At 43.0% G+C, this 17706-nt stretch carries 19 protein-coding genes; 13 read left to right on the top strand and 6 right to left on the bottom strand.

Going from position 1 to position 17706, the window contains the following annotated elements:
- Window positions 1-112 precede the first annotated feature (112 nt).
- A complete protein-coding gene (locus ABDD95_RS03330; RefSeq protein ID WP_345950481.1) occupies window positions 113-703 on the bottom strand; it encodes a DUF4142 domain-containing protein in 591 nt (196 codons plus the stop codon).
- Window positions 704-848: 145 nt separating this feature from the next.
- Between ABDD95_RS03330 and gcvH the strand changes: the two genes are divergently transcribed.
- The 10 genes from gcvH to ABDD95_RS03280 all read left to right on the top strand — a co-directional run bounded on the left by gcvH (window position 849) and on the right by ABDD95_RS03280 (window position 11160).
- On the top strand, window positions 849-1229 hold the full coding sequence (gene gcvH / locus ABDD95_RS03325; protein ID WP_345950480.1) for a glycine cleavage system protein GcvH: 381 nt from the start codon (window positions 849-851) through the stop codon (window positions 1227-1229).
- Window positions 1229-1618: a VanZ family protein gene (locus tag ABDD95_RS03320; RefSeq protein WP_345950479.1), complete on the top strand. Its 390-nt coding sequence runs from the start codon at window positions 1229-1231 to the stop codon at window positions 1616-1618. Before gcvH ends, ABDD95_RS03320 begins: the two co-directional genes overlap by 1 nt.
- A gap of 198 nt (window positions 1619-1816) precedes the next feature.
- Entirely contained in the window at window positions 1817-4648 is a 2832-nt protein-coding gene (locus ABDD95_RS03315) for a TonB-dependent receptor (protein ID WP_345950478.1), read from the top strand.
- An 88-nt stretch (window positions 4649-4736) separates the two neighbouring features.
- Window positions 4737-4955 carry a FeoA family protein gene (locus tag ABDD95_RS03310; protein ID WP_345950477.1) on the top strand — a complete coding sequence of 73 codons (219 nt, stop codon included), beginning with the start codon at window positions 4737-4739 and terminating at the stop codon, window positions 4953-4955.
- 8 nt (window positions 4956-4963) lie between these two features.
- Window positions 4964-7075 carry a ferrous iron transport protein B gene (gene feoB, locus ABDD95_RS03305; protein ID WP_345950476.1) on the top strand — a complete coding sequence of 704 codons (2112 nt, stop codon included), beginning with the start codon at window positions 4964-4966 and terminating at the stop codon, window positions 7073-7075.
- 37 nt (window positions 7076-7112) lie between these two features.
- Complete coding sequence (locus ABDD95_RS03300) at window positions 7113-7727, top strand: SprT-like domain-containing protein (RefSeq protein WP_345950475.1); 615 nt, start codon at window positions 7113-7115, stop codon at window positions 7725-7727.
- Between the two features lie 69 nt (window positions 7728-7796).
- Entirely contained in the window at window positions 7797-8867 is a 1071-nt protein-coding gene (locus ABDD95_RS03295; RefSeq protein WP_345950474.1) for a PA0069 family radical SAM protein, read from the top strand.
- A gap of 161 nt (window positions 8868-9028) precedes the next feature.
- Window positions 9029-10330: a DEAD/DEAH box helicase gene (locus tag ABDD95_RS03290; RefSeq protein ID WP_345950473.1), complete on the top strand. Its 1302-nt coding sequence runs from the start codon at window positions 9029-9031 to the stop codon at window positions 10328-10330.
- A gap of 12 nt (window positions 10331-10342) precedes the next feature.
- Window positions 10343-10588 (top strand): DUF1456 family protein, encoded by a 246-nt coding sequence (locus ABDD95_RS03285; RefSeq protein ID WP_345950472.1) that lies wholly within the window; start codon window positions 10343-10345, stop codon window positions 10586-10588.
- A gap of 173 nt (window positions 10589-10761) precedes the next feature.
- The gene (locus ABDD95_RS03280) at window positions 10762-11160 is read left to right on the top strand and encodes a VOC family protein (RefSeq protein WP_345950471.1); all 399 of its coding nucleotides are present in this window, start codon (window positions 10762-10764) and stop codon (window positions 11158-11160) included.
- Between the two features lie 180 nt (window positions 11161-11340).
- Here ABDD95_RS03280 and ABDD95_RS03275 read toward each other — a convergent pair whose 3' ends face one another.
- Window positions 11341-12834 carry a tetratricopeptide repeat protein gene (locus ABDD95_RS03275; protein WP_345950470.1) on the bottom strand — a complete coding sequence of 498 codons (1494 nt, stop codon included), beginning with the start codon at window positions 12832-12834 and terminating at the stop codon, window positions 11341-11343.
- A gap of 32 nt (window positions 12835-12866) precedes the next feature.
- Here ABDD95_RS03275 and ABDD95_RS03270 point away from each other — a divergent pair, with 32 nt between their 5' ends.
- From ABDD95_RS03270 to ABDD95_RS03260, 3 genes are all read left to right on the top strand, one after another.
- A complete protein-coding gene (locus tag ABDD95_RS03270) occupies window positions 12867-13328 on the top strand; it encodes an acyltransferase family protein (protein WP_345950469.1) in 462 nt (153 codons plus the stop codon).
- On the top strand, window positions 13298-13996 hold the full coding sequence (locus tag ABDD95_RS03265) for an acyltransferase family protein (protein ID WP_345950468.1): 699 nt from the start codon (window positions 13298-13300) through the stop codon (window positions 13994-13996). Before ABDD95_RS03270 ends, ABDD95_RS03265 begins: the two co-directional genes overlap by 31 nt.
- A 101-nt stretch (window positions 13997-14097) precedes the next feature.
- The gene (locus tag ABDD95_RS03260) at window positions 14098-15108 is read left to right on the top strand and encodes an acyltransferase (protein WP_352432926.1); all 1011 of its coding nucleotides are present in this window, start codon (window positions 14098-14100) and stop codon (window positions 15106-15108) included.
- A gap of 72 nt (window positions 15109-15180) precedes the next feature.
- On the opposite strand, the gene ABDD95_RS03255 is transcribed toward ABDD95_RS03260, so the two are convergent.
- From ABDD95_RS03255 to ABDD95_RS03240, 4 genes are read right to left on the bottom strand one after another with little or no spacing between them, the layout of a single operon-like run.
- Window positions 15181-15927 carry a C4-type zinc ribbon domain-containing protein gene (locus ABDD95_RS03255; protein ID WP_345950466.1) on the bottom strand — a complete coding sequence of 249 codons (747 nt, stop codon included), beginning with the start codon at window positions 15925-15927 and terminating at the stop codon, window positions 15181-15183.
- Complete coding sequence (locus ABDD95_RS03250) at window positions 15927-17024, bottom strand: Nif3-like dinuclear metal center hexameric protein (RefSeq protein WP_345950465.1); 1098 nt, start codon at window positions 17022-17024, stop codon at window positions 15927-15929. Before ABDD95_RS03250 ends, ABDD95_RS03255 begins: the two co-directional genes overlap by 1 nt.
- Before the next feature lie 12 nt (window positions 17025-17036).
- Window positions 17037-17240 (bottom strand): DUF2905 domain-containing protein, encoded by a 204-nt coding sequence (locus ABDD95_RS03245; RefSeq protein WP_345952089.1) that lies wholly within the window; start codon window positions 17238-17240, stop codon window positions 17037-17039.
- 28 nt (window positions 17241-17268) lie between these two features.
- The gene (locus ABDD95_RS03240) at window positions 17269-17637 is read right to left on the bottom strand and encodes a TM2 domain-containing protein (protein ID WP_345950464.1); all 369 of its coding nucleotides are present in this window, start codon (window positions 17635-17637) and stop codon (window positions 17269-17271) included.
- Window positions 17638-17706 lie beyond the last annotated feature (69 nt).

Genomic DNA, 17706 nt, shown 5'->3' with positions numbered 1-17706 from the left:
TGATCTTATTCCCTAAAAATATTGTTTTTAGGCCGTGTATCAAACTACAGCGCATAAAAAAGGGCTTGCCGTTTGCGGCAAACCCTTTTTGTATCAGCTTTTTTACTGCCGACTATTTCATACCATCTTGTATAACTTTGATATGTTGCTGGTGCATTTTAAGCACTGGCAAAGTTTTAACAGCAAAAGATTTCAATTCCGCGTCTTTGGCATCAGTTGATGCTTTTTCGAATAAAGAAACGTCTTTGTCATGATCTTTTACCATAGCGTCAACATAAGCTTTATCAAAATCAGCACCTGATTTTTTTTGTAAATCAGCCATAACGGTTTGCTGATCGGCACCTACAGTAGTAGGCAGCGTGATGTTTTTAGTTTTGGCAAGATCCATTAACTCGGTATTTGCTTTTGAGTGATCTTTGATCATCATTTCAGCATACTCTTTTACCTTAGCATTAGTAGCTTTGGTTTGAGCTAATTTGGCCAGTTCTACTTCGGCCATGCCGCCGTTAGCAGCTTCAACGGCAAACTGTGCGTCATCGGTTACAACAGCAATACCGCCGGTTTCAACTGCATGAGTTGAGGTATCCTTGGTTTCGTTTGCACTGTCGGCATTTGCCTTACTGTCATTAGCAGCGTTACCGCCGCATGATTGGAATGCCAGGGCAGCTGCCGCTAGCATCAACATCGAACAAATCTTTTTCATAGGTAGCTTCATTTTTATAGTTGTGTGAGGTATTAACAAATTAATAGCGTACAGGTTTTTATCATTGGTTAAATACATTTGTGTATAGTATTATTATGGTAAACTTAAAGGTTTTGTTATTTTTGGGCACCCAACACAAAATGATATGAATTTTCCGGCAGAATTAAAATATACCAAAGACCACGAGTGGATCAGAGTAGAAGGCGATGAAGCTTACATAGGCATCACCGAGTTTGCACAGCGCGAACTGGGCGACATTGTTTACATTGACATTAACACTGTAGGTCAGGAAGTAAGTAAAGAAGAAGTTTTTGGCACTGTTGAGGCTGTTAAAACCGTTTCAGACTTGTTTATGCCGGTTGCTGCAAGCGTTTTAGAGGTTAACGCCTTGCTTGACAGCCAGCCCGAACTGGTAAACACTGACCCTTATGGCGACGGCTGGATGGTAAAGATCAAATTAAGTGATCCGTCAGCAGTTGAAGGCTTATTATCGGCCGAGGATTATCAATCGTTAGTAGGCGCGTAATGCAAAATTTGTTAAAATATCAAAAGCTCACCTTATGGTGGGCTTTATTTGTTTTAGTGATGTGCAACATCAAAATGGGTAAAGCCGGTCATTCGCCGCTGTTTTTTGCCGGGTTTGATAAGCTGGTGCATTGCGGCTTCTTTTTTATGTTTACTGCATTGGCCGGTTATGGCATTATTAAACAGCGTGGTAACCTTACTTTGGCTGCCGCCGTAAAAGTGTTCATCATAGCCGTGGCTTATGGCGCTGCGATAGAGGTTATCCAAAAGTACTTTTTCCCGTGGCGCGGTGCCGAGTGGGGAGATTTATTTGCTGATACTGTAGGCGCCGGCATGGCTACTTTTAGCGGTTTAATAACAGTAACAGCGATACGTGATGAAAAGAATTAAATTAACAGCTGCATTTATTATTTGTATAGCCCTTTCTTCTTGCGGCATATTTAAAAAGGATTGTAACTGCCCACACTTTGGGAGCACAGTAAAAAATTATCCGGCACTGCGCAACGTTTAGTGTTGTGCTGCGTCTTGTGATAAGAAATTGACCGGCAAATATTATGGCCGGCAATCATCTAACTTATCACAAGACGCATGAAAAGAGCTTTACTCCTTCTCTTAACCTTTACTGTACTTACCTTTATTCACCACCCTACTTTTGCACAAAGTGGCGGTAGTGTTAAAGCGCACTTGGTTAACTCAAAAAGCAACGAGCCTGTTGAATTTGCCATGGTGGCGGTTGTGAAGGCCGCCGACTCTGCAACTGTAACCAATGCTAACGCAGATCAAAATGGCCGTATAACCATCACTGGCCTTGCACCTGGTAACTATAAACTGGTGGCAAAGCAGCTAGGGTTAGCAGCTAAGGTTACACCCTTTAGCTTAAGTACGGGCAAAATGACCATAGACTTAGGAAAATTAATCATGCAGCCTGATGTTAAATCGCTAAGCGCTATTGTGGTTGAAGGACAACAGGCACCTGTACGCGTTAAAAAAGATACCGTTGAGTTTAATGCCGGCTCTTACAAAACTCAGCCTAATGATAATGTGGAGCAGCTTTTAAAAAAATTGCCCGGCGTTGAGGTGGATAGAGATGGTAAAGTAACCGCCCAGGGCCAGCAGGTAAGCAAAGTTTATGTGGACGGTAAAGAGTTCTTCGGCAATGATCCTAAGGCGGCTATCAAAAACCTGCCTGCCGACGCCATAGCCAAAGTACAGGTGATTGATGACAAGACCGAGAAAACCAAAAATACCGGCATTGACGATGGTCAGCGCGAAAAGGTCTTGAACTTAACCCTGAAAGAAGATAAAAAGAAAGGCTGGTTTGGTAACGCATCTGCATCAGGCGGTAACACCGATCGCTTTTTGGGCCAGTTCAACATCAACCGTTTTGATAAGCAAAAGCAAGTTTCAGCGTTGTTCCTCAGCAATAACATCAACGAGTCGGGTTTTTCGATGGAAGACCTGAATGCCTTCACAGGCGGCAATACCTTCGATGCATTTAGAGATGCTAATGGCAACACGTCTATTAATATTGGAGCTAATGGCCGGGCCAATGTAAATGGCGTTTTTTCGGGTGTTAGCGGTGGTTTAATAACCAACCATACAGGTGGTTTAAACTACTCAGACCTATGGGGTAAGAAAGATGAGATCAAATTCAACAGCAGCTTTGTAACCGTAGTGTCGAACAATACGCTGGTGCAGGATGATGCCATCGAAAATCCGGCTCAAAATCTGCTTACCACACAGCGCAGTGTTGGCGAGAACAAGTATAACAGTTACCGCCTCAATATGAACTTAGAGTACAAGATGGATAGTCTTACTACCATGCGCATAAAGCCCAACTTGTCATACGGTTACCGCTCGGGCCGCAATACTGTAAATTATAATACCACCAGCTATGCCGCCGACCCGCGCAACTTGGGCAATCAGTTTCTGGATCAAACCATACGTACACCTGTGCTGGCAGGCCAGTTCAGCGTAAACCGCAGAATACCGAATGGCCGCGGCTCTTACAACATGTATGTTACCGGCAGTTACAGCCCTTACAGCAACAAATACTCCAATAATTCGCTTTTAGCGCGCTTTAACGACGCGGGTATTAGGCAGGATAGTTTAAGCAACTTGTATACCGGCCAGACAACCGATGGCAGCCAGATCAACGGAACCCTATCTCACATCAGGCAAATTAACAAGAAGCAAAAGCTCAACTTAACCGTTAGTCAGAATTTGCAATACCGGCATGATGAAGCAGAACAAGCTACCTTAAACTATAATGCAGTAACCGGCAATTACGATATATTGAACCCGCAATACAGCGGCGACTATAACAACACGAACTACCGCTATTCATCAAGCGTGGGCTTAAACAAAGCTACCGATAAGCTAACGGTTAACCTAAGTGCCGAGGCCGCCAACCTGGGATTAAAAGGACAGGTAAACACCGCAACAAGCCCTATAGAACGCAACCAATGGGTACTTGCCCCCAGTGCCAATATATCTTACCGCCCAAAGCCAGGGTCGAACTTTTACTTTTACATGCGTAATGATGCCCTTATGCCGGCTATTACTGATCTCCAACCATTTTTAAACACGGCCAACACCAATTATAAAAGGATAGGCAACCCCGATTTGCGTTTGGCCAGGTATGTAACCGTGAGTACCAATTTTAATACTTACGATCAGAAAACCAATAACTATATAAATTTTTACGCTAGCTACAATTATTACTGGAACGGCTTTTCGACCGAGAGCTTTACAGACGAAGGCGGTGTAACCACTTCGCGCCCTATTAATGCCGATGGTAATTACAATTTATCATTAGGTACCAACCTGGGCAGACCTTCAAAAATCAAAGGGCTGCGTTTTAACCTGGGGCTTAATGGCAACCTTAACCGCAATATCAACTTTATAAACGATAACAAAAATTCGGTACTGCGCATATCACCTGGATTGAGTTTGGGAAGCAGCTTCGACCGCGACAACTACCAGTTTAGCATACGTACCTACACGGCATACAACAATGCTAAAAACTCTTACCAAAGCGCGGCCGACCGTCAGTACTTTAGTTTCAATAACTGGTATTCGGCCAGTGTAAAACCGGTTAAAAACTGGCGCATCTTCTCCGAGTTGTTTCAAAACCTTTATAGGGGCAAACCATCTACAAGCAATACATCAGTGTATTTGCTCAATGCAGGCATTGAGCGTTATTTGCTAAAAGGTCAGAACCTTACTATAGGTCTAAATGCGTTCGACCTGCTCGATCAGAATGCAGCCTTACAACGCTCCTTATCAAATACGGGGCAAACCACGCGTACACAAACCAATACTATCGGACAATATTTTTCGCTGCGGCTAACTTACAAAATATCACGCGTGGGCACCCCAAACAGCAACACGCCTGGCGGCATGATCATTATGAGATAATGCTGTAAACGGCTCTCTTTTTTACAGAAATCAAACACTTCTCTTATTTGGATTTGATTTAAATAAGCGCTATGTTTGTCTTCGGTTTATGAAGAAGCTTTCGCAATTACAGATAGGTAAAAAAGGCGTGATTAAGGAATTCACAGACCTTGAAATGTCATTAAAATTAATGGAAATGGGTTGCCTCCCCGGCGAAGAAATCGTTATTGAGCGGGTAGCACCACTGGGCGATCCAATTGCCGTTAACGTGTCTGGCTATATGTTGAGCTTGCGTAAGCAAGAAGCTTCGACCATTATTTTACAGTAGTTATTGCATTGAAGGCTGAGATTAGAGTTGCGCTTGTAGGAAATCCCAATACCGGTAAATCAACCCTGTTTAATTTACTAACCGGACTTAACCAAAAAATAGGAAATTTTCCGGGTGTAACAGTTGATAAAAAAACCGGCTATCTCAACTTGCCCGATGGCCGCCGTGCCGAAATCATAGATCTTCCGGGCACTTACAGCCTCTATCCTAAAAGCCGCGACGAATCTATTGTCTTCTCCGTACTGGCCGATCGTGTGAACGATCAGGCACCCGATCTGATTGTGGTTATTCTGGATGCATCAAACCTAAAACGTAATTTACTTTTATATACCCAGGTTGCCGATTTAAAAACACCTGTTATTGTGGCGCTTAACATGATGGACGTGGCCAATAAAGACGGCATCAGTATTGACATAAACGGCCTTTCGGCAAAGCTTGGCGTTCCGGTGGTTCCTATATCTGCCCGCCGTAACGAGGGTATTGATGAACTAAAAAAAGCTATTTCTTACGCTAATACATTTGCCTTACAGCAAGACAGTATTGATGTTAAAGCGATAGCCCCTCAACTGGTGGAAGCCATTGGCGAGGAGTTGAACGTAGACATTCCATACTTTGCCCTGCAGCTGGCGCACCAGCACGAGCACCTATGCTTCTTGTCGGTTACCGAAAGCGGACGCATCGAGGAGTTGGAACAAATCCACAACTTTCACTCGCAAAAGGCCCAGGCTACCGAGACCATTGCCCGGTATAATTACATCAACGATTTACTATATGATACCGTAAAGGTAAAAGAAGCTGCCCGCGAGGAAAGTGCAAGTAATCGTATTGATAAAGTTTTAACGCACCGGGTATTTGGCTTCCTTATATTTTTCGGCATTTTACTTTTTATATTCCAGGCTATATTTGCGTGGTCGGCCTACCCTATGGAGCTGATCGAAACGCTATTCATCTGGATGCAGGGCGGCATACACCAATTGCTGCCAGCTGGTCCGCTTACCGATTTACTGGCCGATGGTGTAATTGCCGGCCTGAGTGGCGTACTGGTGTTTATTCCGCAAATAGCTATCCTATTTGCCTTTATAGCTATTTTGGAAGATACCGGCTACATGGCCCGCGTTACCTTTATGATGGATAAGCTGATGCGCAAAGTAGGCTTAAACGGCAAATCGGTTGTACCGCTTATAGGTGGTTTTGCCTGTGCAGTGCCCTCTATTATGAGTACGCGCACCATTGAGAACTGGAAGGACCGCATGATCACCATTATGGTAACGCCGCTCATTAGCTGCTCGGCGCGTTTACCGGTTTACACGCTGCTTATTGCCTTGGTGGTGCCTAGTCGCAATATTTGGTGGATATTTAACCTGCAGGGCCTGGCGCTTACGGGTATGTATGTGTTAAGCCTGGTATCGGCCATTGTGGTAGCCTGGGTAATGAAGCATATTCTAAAAGCGCGCGAACGAGGTTACTTCATTATGGAGTTGCCGGTTTACCGCATGCCCCGCTGGAACAACGTACTGCTTACCATGTTTGATAGGGCCAAAACCTTTGTGCTGGAAGCCGGTAAAGTAATAATTGCCGTTTCTATCATCCTGTGGGTGCTGGCTTCGTACGGCCCTGGTAATAGTTTTGAGCAGATTGAAAAGAAATATAAGGAACCGCAATATGGCCAGAAAATGAAACCCAGCGAGGTTGACCATGCCATTGCATCCGAAAAGCTGGAAAGCTCATACGCCGGTCACCTGGGCCGGGTCATTGAGCCGGTTATTAAACCGCTCGGTTTTGACTGGAAGATAGGCATTGCCATCATTACCTCGTTTGCTGCCCGCGAAGTTTTTGTGGGCACTATGGCCACCATTTACAGTGTGGATAACGCCGATGAGATTCAATCGGTAAAAGCTAAAATGCATAACGCCCGCAATGCTGAAACCGGCAAACCTACGTTTACTTTGGCTGTGGCCTTTTCGCTCATGATGTTTTACGCCTTTGCCATGCAGTGCGCCAGCACGGTAGCCGTAGTTTACCGCGAAACCAAAGACTGGCGCTGGCCCGCAGTACAATTTGTGTACATGACGGCGCTGGCTTATACAGCTAGTTTCATTACCTATACATTGCTGAAATAGGCACTTTCATTCCTACATTTGATCAGGAGTATCTGAGTTGGATAAAGTTAAAGTTTTAGAGAAATACGTTCCTGACGGCGCTGCGCCTTTATTGGCGAAGTGGATTGATTATTTTAAGTGCGAATTTAAAATTTCGCGCAGCCGTAATAGCAAGTTTGGTGATTATCGTCCGCCGTTTCAGAACAAAGGTCACCGCATCTCCGTGAACCATAATTTAAACCCTTATGCATTTTTGGTAACTACCGTACACGAGTTTGCTCACCTGTATACCTGGAACCAACATAAACATCTTATTAAACCTCATGGTGCTGAATGGAAGGCTAACTTCAAAAAAATGATGCAGCCTTTTTTTGAGCAGCGGGTTTTCCCCGCTGATATTCAGACTGCCATTACCGCTTACTTGAATAACCCGGCCGCATCCAGCTGTTCTGACTTGAATTTATACCGTGCTTTGCGCAAATACGACGCGGCACATTCATCGGCAACCACGGTTGAAAAACTGCCGTTGAAAGCTGTGTTTAAATTGAAAGACGGTCGTGTTTTTCGTAAAGAGGAACAGTTGCGCAAGCGTTTCAAATGTGTGGAGGTGAGTACCAGGCGGGTATACTTATTTAGCCCGGTTGCTGAGGTGGAAGTGGTTGAAGTAGCTTAACAACTTCCTTTATAAAATAATTAGCTTTTGGCCTTGCAAATTTACTAATTAATTTAGCAAATTTGTTGTATGGCATTTGAGGCGAATCAGGATTTTTTTAAGGGGCGGGGGGCACAGGTTAACACGCATAACAAGTTCCTGAAAAACAAGTATGTAGCTCAACATATCGAAGCACTCGACGAGCCATTACTGCAACACAGCAAAACTCAAATTTTTGAAGAAACGCCCCGCAAGATCGTCAGCAAGTCTAACAGTCCCGATTTAAGCCACATGCATTCTATTAACCCCTACCAGGGGTGCGAGCATGGATGCATTTACTGCTACGCCCGCAACAGCCATGAGTACTATGGCTTTAGCGCTGGGTTAGATTTTGAGCGCAAGATAATTGTAAAACGTAACGCGCCAGAACTGCTGGAAGCCTATTTTAACAAACGCCGTTATGAGCCTACACCCATTGTACTATCAGGCAATACCGATTGCTATCAGCCTATTGAGCGCGACCTGGAGATTACCCGTCGCCTGCTGCAAATATTTTTGCAATACCGCCACCCGGTAAGCATCATCACCAAAAACAATCTCATTTTGCGTGACATGGATATTATTACCGAGTTGGCCAAACTGAACCTCATCCACGTCAATGTATCCATTACATCACTGGATGAACAACTGCGCCAAAAGCTGGAGCCGCGTACGGTAACCTCTATTGGCCGTTTGAATGTGATTGAAAAGCTGGCTGCCAAAAGTGTACCAGTGCGAGTAATGACAGCGCCCATCATCCCTGGCCTGAACAGTAACGAAGTACCTGCCATTATTAAAGCGGCGGCTAACCGCGGTGCAGTGGCCGCTGGCTTTACCATGGTACGCCTTAACGGTAGCATTGCCGAGCTGTTTACCGACTGGATTCACAAAACTTTCCCCGACAGGGCCGAGAAGGTACTAAACCTGATACGCGAATGCCATGACGGCAACCTGAACGATAGCGAGTTTGGCCGACGCATGAGCGGCGATGGACAAGTAGCCGATTCGATTCACCAGCTTTACCGCCTGGCCTGCAACCGCTACCTGGCCGATAGGGAAATGCCCGGTTACAACCTTTCCATTTTTACGCCAAAGACCGGCCGGCAGATTACGTTATTTTAAGTACAGGTAAAGAATAGTAAATTAAGGTAGATAGTTAAAGTCGCTGGACAATATTTATCCCTTATGCCTGAATGAAAAGCAGCCGGTTGTTGTTAGGATGCATGTATAGCTAATCACCCTCCCATATAATTACCTTATCTTTGCGGTAAGCCATAACATACATGATCCAGCAATCCCTTAAAAATCTTAAAATAACTGCGCTTAACCCAATGCAGGAAGCAGCCATTGCCGCCGCTAAGAAAAGTGACGTTATTTTGCTTTCGCCAACCGGCTCGGGCAAAACACTGGGTTTTTTGCTGCCCATGCTGGGCGCTTTGAAACCCAATGTAACTACCGTACAGGCATTAGTTTTGGTACCTTCGCGCGAGCTGGCTTTACAGATTGAACAGGTTTTTAAAACTATGGGCACCGGCTTTAAAATAAATTGCTGCTATGGCGGTCATGATGTTAAAACCGAACTGAATAACCTATCGCACCCGCCGGCTGTACTTATTGGCACACCGGGCCGCATTGCACACCACCTGCGCCGCGAAAGCTTTAGTACCCGCACAATTCACACCCTTATATTGGATGAGTTTGACAAGGCGCTGGAATTTGGCTTTCAGGAGGATATGGCCTATATCATAAAGCAACTAACTGCAGTTAAAAAGCGCATGCTTACCTCCGCTACCAAAATGGACGAGATTCCGGATTTTACCGGCATGGTAAACCCTGCTACGCTTAATTTTTTAACCAATGTAGCATCAGCACCCGATATAAAGCAAAAAGCGGTGATAGCGGCCAGTGAAGATAAACTGGAAGCGGTATTTGCATTGCTTTGTAAGATAGGTAACGAATCGACCCTGGTATTTTGCAATCACCGCGATGCTGTTGACCGCATCAGCGACGTGCTTTGGGATATGGGCATACCGCATGGCATTTTTCATGGCGGTATGGAGCAAGACGATAGAGAACGTGCTTTAATCAAATTTAGAAACGGCAGCCATAAAATCTTAATCACAACCGACCTGGCTTCACGTGGCTTGGATATACCTGAAATTGAACACATTGTACATTACCAGCTGCCACATAACGAAGAAGCCTTTACACACCGCAACGGTCGTACAGCACGTATGAATGCCAAGGGCACCTCCTACCTTATGCTTACGCCTACCGAAAAGCCAACTTACTTAAAAGAAATACCCGAGACCGAAGATCTTACGGCAGAACCGGTACCACCGCAGCTATCGCCCTGGGCAACGCTTTATATTGCCGCCGGTAAAAAAGACAAGGTAAACAAGGTAGATATTGTAGGGTTATTACTTAAAAAAGGAGAGCTGGCTAAAGATGAACTGGGATTGATTGAAGTGCTCGATAATTCATCTTATGCTGCTGTAAAGCGTAACCTGATTGAACGTACCGTAAAGCTGCTAAAGGACGAAAAGATTAAGAATAAGAAAATAAAGATTGAAATATCCCGCTAATTAAAAAAGAATATGAGCAATAACGATATCATGAAGAAGCTGCGGGTAGCCATGAAATTTACCGATGATGACATTATCAAGGTACTGGACCTGGTAAACTTTCGCATCACGAAAACTGAAATTACGGCTATTTTCAGGGCTGATGATCACCCAAACTTTAAACCCTGCGGCGATCAGATCCTGCGTAACTTTTTGAACGGCCTTATTATTTACAAACGTGGCCCAAGACCAAAACCCGAGCCAAAAGATAAAGCCTAGCATTGTTAAGTTATTTGAACTGGCATCTTGATAAAATAAAATGGCTGATTTAAGTAGGACGCGGAGCTTCCCATTATGACGGTTAATCGACACTGAGAACACTGCTATCTAAAAATTTGCTTTTATAGGTTAAGCCACTTACCTTTAAGCAAATAACCTACAATCATTTTGTCATGACCTTTAAAAACGCTATCAGCTGGTTCGAAATACCAGCCACAGATGTTGCCCGTGCGCAAAAATTTTATGAAGCCATTTTTGACATTCAGATGCAGGCTATTGAGCACGAAGGATACAAAATGGCTATGTTTCCGCTCGAAGATCCAATGAGCGGTGTTGGAGGCGCTATTTGCCAGCAATCAGAATTTCATAAACCCAATGCTGATAGCGGCAGCCTCATTTACCTGAACGCTAACCCCGATGTACAAATCATAGCAGACAGAATAGAGGCCGCCGGCGGTACCATTGTAAGCCCTAAAGTTGAAATATCGCCCGAGTACGGTTATATGGCAGTATTCCTGGATACAGAAGGCAATAGAGTTGCGCTACACTCGCTTCCCGAAAAATATTTGTAGAGCCGCCTTTCCTAACACCGGAACAGACAGCTTGAGAACGACACATTTTACCAATAGGTCATCTCGAACGTATACGAGAGATCTTTTAAGCTGATTAACGTTTGGCTTAGAGAAGGTCTCTCGCATACGATCCACCATGATAGCATTGATAAGCAAAAGCCTTCTGTTAAGCACTACGGGCTACTGCTTCAGCCTCTTTAATCCCTCTTTTGCCTTTTGCTCTATACTACTTTCCTGCTGATGATTTTTAAAACCGATAGCCATGTTGTAATAATTGATGGCTTTACTCTTATCCTGCCGCTGCTCGTAAATATTGCCAGATTTTAAAGCCGACATGGGCCCAAAATAATACGCCATTCCCTTTCCAACCGTAATGGCTTGCTGATAGTTACTTAAAGCATCGCTATCTTTTTGCAGGGCATCATAAACGCGGCCTAGACGATAATAGTACTCGGCCTTGTCATGTGCAGACGAATAGCTATCTGCTTCTTTTTGTTTTAAAAGCGTTAAGGCCTTATTGTACAAACCGCCATCAAACCATAAGCGTGCACGTAACAGAGTAGGATTGTATTGCGGGTCGGCTATTTCGGTAAGGGCACGCTTATCTTTATCATTATAGGTGTAGCCCTTAGTTTTAACAAATTGCGTAAACGCGGTGTAACGCTTAGTATTTCCGTCCAACAAGGCGTCCCACGCTAAGCGCAGATAGGTGTCTTTAATAAAGTTTACACCTTTATTCGTTTGCAAAAACTTGTTGAAATAATTGATGGCTGTCTCGTCAGACACGTTCATCCTGGCCATGCCGGTTAAGTAATCCAGGTAAGGATAAGGCTGATATTCATCACCCTCCGGGCGCTTATCAAAATACCTGATGGCTTCAGTACTGTGTCCGGTACGCAATGCCACATAGCCCTGTATATAGTACTTTAACAAACTGCTGCTATCTATTCGACCGGTGTATTGCAGCATCTTAGGATATGCCTGCGGATCATCAACCACATCGGTTTGCAAGTAGGTGGTGTAAAACACAGCCTCATCGTAAAACATAGCATACTTTGATGCCGGCAAATGAGCAGTTACGGTTTGCAACATGTTAATGCCGCCAACTATTGATCCCTTAATACCAAAAACGTTTAGTACACTCTTTAGCGCACCGTCGGGCAAAGCGCCAAGCGCTACATTCACCACTCCTAACGGTATATCATTCGGTAAAAACGCTGGGAATTTCTTTTGGTTATCCTGCAACAACCGGTAAGCCCTGTTAATGGCAAAGCCAGCGGTTGTATTATCGCCAAAGCGGCTATGCAGCAGCGCCCATTGTAAGTTTACTTGGGCCAGCGCAAAATTACGCCAGGGCGAGTTTTTATCTTCATCGTCCAGCTTGTCCAAACGGTCAGACTTATTTGCTTTCAGACGGTCGTATTCGGCTTTGCTTTCCGTACTCAGCATCCAAAAGTAATCGTAATAATTATCAAGCATTATGGCAAAGCTGTTTTGGGGATGAACCGCCTTTTCATGATCAATTTGCTGACGTGCAGCTTTAAGTTTAAAGCTTAGGATGTTCTTGTAGGCCTGCGTGCAATTGGCGTTTACATCAAAATTAGCGTAAGTATTATTTACTGATATGAGTTGGATTAACAGAAAAACCAACAATAAATGGATATATTGCTTCAAAATTCGACCTGTGTTAGATAATATAATGCTTAATGTCTAAAAAAATACTTGCGTTACAAATGCTAAGAGCCATCGCTGTGGCTTTAGTTGTTCTAATCCATGCAGCTGCCGACAGGCAAATCAACATCTCATCAAATAATTTTGTTGAACACTTTTTCAATTTAAAATACTGGGGCTTTATTGGTGTAGATTTATTTTTCTGCATTAGCGGGTTTATCATGACCGTTGTAGTTCCATCCTACTTAAAGGAAGGCGGGTGGAAAAAATTTGCGATTAAAAGAGTAGTCAGAATTATCCCTTTATATTATCTGATCACATTATTTGATTTGGGCATAGCGGTTTTTAAACATCATAAGCAGTTAGACTTGCAGGTGCTATGCAAAAGCTTGTTTTTCTTCCCTTTTTTCGACCAGTCTACATTCGTAAAACCATACACCATTGTTGATGGACGCTATCCTATGAGATGTACTTTTATCTCCTGGTTTGCCTTATGATTTGTTTGAAAAAGAATATTTACCGAAATCTTTTACTCATTATAGCAGCCCTGGCCACCGTGGGCACATTTCTGGATCCTGTAAATCCGTTAATTAAGTTCCTTACCAGCCCTTTGCTGTTAGAATTTGGCATGGGTGTAATTTGCGGATTAATTTATGAAAGAGCTAATACAATAGCTTTCTCGAATAATACTTACAAATTTGTTTCAGTGCTCCTTGTTGTTTTGGGCATAGGCCTCTCCTGTATATCGCTATTTATATTGCCTACCCATAATGGCAATATACTTGGCGAGTTAACTACGGTTGCCAACAATAATATGGCCGCTTTAAAAAGGGTAATTATAATGGGCGTACCCAGCGCAATATTCTTAATAGGCGTTGTTTTATCTGAAAAGCACTTTAATATAAAAATACCATATATACTCATACTTTGTGGTGATGCCTCTTATTCCTGTTACTTAATCCATATGCATACTTATCCGGCTATTGCAAAGGTATTTAATGCGCTACATATTAATACAAATATCTTCTTACTGCTGCTTATTCCTATCTGTCTGGGTATTAGTGTAATTTTTTACAGAATTGTTGAAATGCCTTTAACACGATTTGCCGAAAAAATTACACATCGTTTTTTGCCTCAGCGCAAATTCGTAGCTAAGCCTGTCTAATTACGGCCGACATTAAGCGTTGTAACGTAAGCAATTATTTTAGCAATAGAACAGCTATTACCTTAAAAACATTTAATTATTTTAGCCCTATAATTTCAATAATGGAAACTACCAAAAAGGTTAATAGTTTAAGCTTCTTGAGATTTTTAGCTGTAATGCTGGTTTGCTTTTGTCATTTTGCTAATCCGTTAGTTGCAAACAATCCCTTAGCACCAATATTTCAATGGATTAAAATATACGGCGTACATGGTGTTCAAATTTTTTTCGTCATATCAGGCTTTGTTATACCACTCAGTATGGATAAAGCCCAGTATTCTATTAAACACTACTTTAAATTTATAGTCAAGCGTGCAGTACGTTTGCACCCACCCTACCTGGTTGCCTTAGCGCTCACACTCGTTATCATTTTTCTAGCCAACAAGGTTAAACATGTTCCTTACCCCGAAACTATTATATCGACCCTTAAAAGCTGCTTTTACTTGCATGAGCCGCAGCACATACCTGTATTCTGGACTTTGAAAATTGAGGCGGAATATTATATTTTCATGGGCCTGTACTTTGTGTTACTTAAAAACTTCCCTAAGCTAACCATGTGCTTAAGCTACCCACTGTTTATGTTTTTAAGCCAAACCCAATTACCCGATTACATTGGCTTGTTTGAGCACCTGGTGTTTTTTTTAATCGGCGCAACCGGTTACCTTATATACATGAAACAGGCTCCTGGTATATTGGAATGGGCCTCACTTGCCGCTTTGAGTATTTTCACTTTTGTATATTATCCTTTTGGCGGAGCTTTGGCAGCATTGTTTACAGTGCTATTTATACTCTTCTTCAGAGGCGAAATCAGTCCATTTTTTAATTATATGGGCGAGGTGTCTTATTCCATTTATTTAATTCACTACCCTATCGGCGTAAAATTCATCAATGTGGCGATGACGCATATCAACCCAAATTACTGGTTGGGCTTGTTTTCAGGCACGCTGGTGTTTGTAATTTTGATTTGCCTGGTATTTTGGAAATATGTTGAAGACCCTTTTGCCAGGCTTTCCAATAAAATTAAATACGGCGACAGGAAAAGGCCGGTTCCTGTGACCATCCCAAGCAGCATTTAAGCAAAACACTATAAAAACAAAAAACCCTTTACCAATAGTAAAGGGTTTTGTTTTATGTTCTTAATTGGCTTATTAAGCAGTTTGCTCTTCTTCAAGCGCCATTTGCTCATCAACTAAAATACGGCCGCAGTGTTCGCAAACAATAATTTTTTTGCGCTGACGAATGTCAGACTGACGCTGTGGTGGAATCTGGTTGAAACAACCTGAACATGAATCGCGCTGAATGGTAACAACAGCCAAACCATTTTTAGCGTTACCACGTAAACGGTTATAAGCTATCAGCAAACGCTCTTCGATGTTTTGCTTGGCAGCTTCTGCATGTGCGGTTAATTCGTTTTCTTCTTTCTCAGTTTCAGAAGTAATAGTACCCAGTTCAGCTCTTTTTGCTTCCAGGTCGGCACGGCGGCCTTCCAGTTCGGCCAAAGCTTTTTCATAGATCTGTGTTTTTGAGGTAACCTCAAAACCATACTCCCTTATTTTTTTCTCACTAACCTGAATATCCAATCCTTGTATCTCAATCTCTTTTGAGATGGCATCATACTCGCGGTTATTCTTAACCTCGTTTAGCTGCGCCTCATATTTTTTGATATTAGCCTGAGCATCACGGATTAGGTTCTTGCGGGTTACAATATCATCCTCCACATCATCCAGCTCATTTTTTATTTTCTGAATGCGGGTTTCCAGACCAGCTACATCATCTTCCAGGTCGGCAACTTCCATAGGTAGTTCTCCTCTTACCTGGCGTATTCTGTCAATCTTGGTATGGATAGTTTGTAGGTCATATAAAGCTTTCAGCTTTTGTTCTACGGTTTGTTCCATCAAATAAAATATTTTATGGGGTTTGTATTAATTTCTGTTAAACGGACCGCAAAGTTACTAAATTTTTTCTGTATTATTTCATACAATAACTGCTGTGTAAATTGCTCACTTTCAAAATGTCCAATGTCGGCAATTACGATGCGGCCTTCAGCATCAAAAAACTCATGGTACTTGTAGTCTGCAGTTACAAAAACATCGGCTCCGGCAGCTATCGCCTGCTTCAACAAAAAGCCTCCCGAGCCGCCGCAAACCGCTACCTTTTTAACCAGTTTGCCCGTAAGTTGGGTGTGCCGAACTACGGCAGCCTTCATATTATTTTTTAAATGCCTTAAAAACTCGTTTTCGCTTAATGGGCTTTCTAATTCGCCAATCATTCCTGAGCCTACTTGTTGGTGCTGGTTGCTTAGTGTGTACAGATCGTACGCTACCTCCTCATACGGGTGGTTTAGAAAAAGCGCCATCAATAACTTACTTTCCAGGTGTGCCGGATAGATGATCTTGATCTGGGTTTCGGCTTCCTGATGTATTTTGCCTTGTTCACCAACGTAAGGGTCGGTGCCCTGTTCGGCCTTAAATGTTCCTGTGCCTTCAGTATTAAAGCTGCACTCGCTGTAATTACCTATATGCCCGGCTCCTGCTTTAAATAGAGCGTTACGTACTACATCGGCATGGCTATGCGGTGCATAGGTAACCAGCTTTTTAAGCAACCCCGCCTTGGCAGATAATATCCTAGCGTTTTTCAGTCCAAGGGTTTGTGCAATGCGGGCGTTTACGCCGTCCATTACATTATCCAGGTTGGTGTGGATGGCATAGAGCGCAATATCATGCTTAATAGCTTTTTCTACCACACGCTCTACATATGTTTTGCCATTAAACTTCTTAAGACCTTTAAAAACAATAGGGTGATGTGAGATGATAACCTGGCAGCCGGAAGCAATGGCTTCATCAACCACGGCTTCGGTACAATCCAGTGAAATAAGAGCCTGTGTAACTTCGCGGTTTCCGTTACCCACAATCAGGCCCGAGTTATCATAATCTTCCTGGTAAGCCAGCGGCGCTACGCTTTCCAAAAAAGAGGTTAATTCGTTCAACTTCATAAGTGCGGCAAGTTAGCTGTTGCTTATCCAGTTCCAAACACGAATGATGATAAATATTAACAGGTTCAATAATATAAGCGTGGCAACAGGAAAGTAAAATTTAAAATTCTCACGTTCAATATTGATATCGCCGGGCAGGTGCCCTATCCAACGTAACCTATCACCCAAAAAGTACCAGATAACGCCCGCCAATAGTATGAACGCTCCAATAACCACCAACAACTTACCGTACTGTTACCTACCATTAAGCCTTAAAACCGCCGCTCATGTTTACCATTTGCAGCGCTTCGTAAGCCATATCTTTGTTATAATCGTTAGCCAGGCTTTTGTAATTAATTAAGTCAACAATAGTACCTATTAAACAAAAGCCACCTGTAAGCAAGTAAATAATACCCATGCCTATCTGGCCAACTACAAAACGCTGCACACCGGCTACAACAATAAAACCTAATAGTGTAAATAACAATATATCAGAAGGATTGCGACGTTTCCCCTGGTAAACGAACCTAAAGCTATTCACTTGCTCATCGGTTAAACCTGCAGTAGCCTGTTGTAAAAAGGCAAACTCTTCGGGTGTGATGCCCGGCAGCATAATGAATGGATTTTGTTGCATGATAATTTAAGTTTCTTAGTTTTTAAATATAAGACTTGCACCTAATTATTTTGTTACATACCATCATTT

The organism is Mucilaginibacter sp. PAMB04274, from assembly GCF_039634385.2.
Lineage (GTDB): Bacteria > Bacteroidota > Bacteroidia > Sphingobacteriales > Sphingobacteriaceae > Mucilaginibacter.
This window is presented reverse-complemented; position numbering and strand designations above follow the sequence as displayed.

Excerpts from the sequence above, each read along its gene's own strand:
- ABDD95_RS03330 (WP_345950481.1), bottom strand. The coding sequence starts at position 703 with ATGAAAAAGATTTGTTCGATGTTGATGCTAGCGGCAGCTGCCCTGGCA.
- gcvH (WP_345950480.1), top strand. The coding sequence starts at position 849 with ATGAATTTTCCGGCAGAATTAAAATATACCAAAGACCACGAGTGGATC.
- ABDD95_RS03320 (WP_345950479.1), top strand. The coding sequence starts at position 1,229 with ATGCAAAATTTGTTAAAATATCAAAAGCTCACCTTATGGTGGGCTTTA.
- ABDD95_RS03315 (WP_345950478.1), top strand. The coding sequence starts at position 1,817 with ATGAAAAGAGCTTTACTCCTTCTCTTAACCTTTACTGTACTTACCTTT.
- ABDD95_RS03310 (WP_345950477.1), top strand. The coding sequence starts at position 4,737 with ATGAAGAAGCTTTCGCAATTACAGATAGGTAAAAAAGGCGTGATTAAG.
- ABDD95_RS03295 (WP_345950474.1), top strand. The coding sequence starts at position 7,797 with ATGGCATTTGAGGCGAATCAGGATTTTTTTAAGGGGCGGGGGGCACAG.
- ABDD95_RS03290 (WP_345950473.1), top strand. The coding sequence starts at position 9,029 with ATGATCCAGCAATCCCTTAAAAATCTTAAAATAACTGCGCTTAACCCA.
- ABDD95_RS03285 (WP_345950472.1), top strand. The coding sequence starts at position 10,343 with ATGAGCAATAACGATATCATGAAGAAGCTGCGGGTAGCCATGAAATTT.
- ABDD95_RS03280 (WP_345950471.1), top strand. The coding sequence starts at position 10,762 with ATGACCTTTAAAAACGCTATCAGCTGGTTCGAAATACCAGCCACAGAT.
- ABDD95_RS03270 (WP_345950469.1), top strand. The coding sequence starts at position 12,867 with ATGTCTAAAAAAATACTTGCGTTACAAATGCTAAGAGCCATCGCTGTG.
- ABDD95_RS03265 (WP_345950468.1), top strand. The coding sequence starts at position 13,298 with ATGTACTTTTATCTCCTGGTTTGCCTTATGATTTGTTTGAAAAAGAAT.
- ABDD95_RS03260 (WP_352432926.1), top strand. The coding sequence starts at position 14,098 with ATGGAAACTACCAAAAAGGTTAATAGTTTAAGCTTCTTGAGATTTTTA.
- ABDD95_RS03255 (WP_345950466.1), bottom strand. The coding sequence starts at position 15,927 with ATGGAACAAACCGTAGAACAAAAGCTGAAAGCTTTATATGACCTACAA.
- ABDD95_RS03250 (WP_345950465.1), bottom strand. The coding sequence starts at position 17,024 with ATGAAGTTGAACGAATTAACCTCTTTTTTGGAAAGCGTAGCGCCGCTG.
- ABDD95_RS03240 (WP_345950464.1), bottom strand. The coding sequence starts at position 17,637 with ATGCAACAAAATCCATTCATTATGCTGCCGGGCATCACACCCGAAGAG.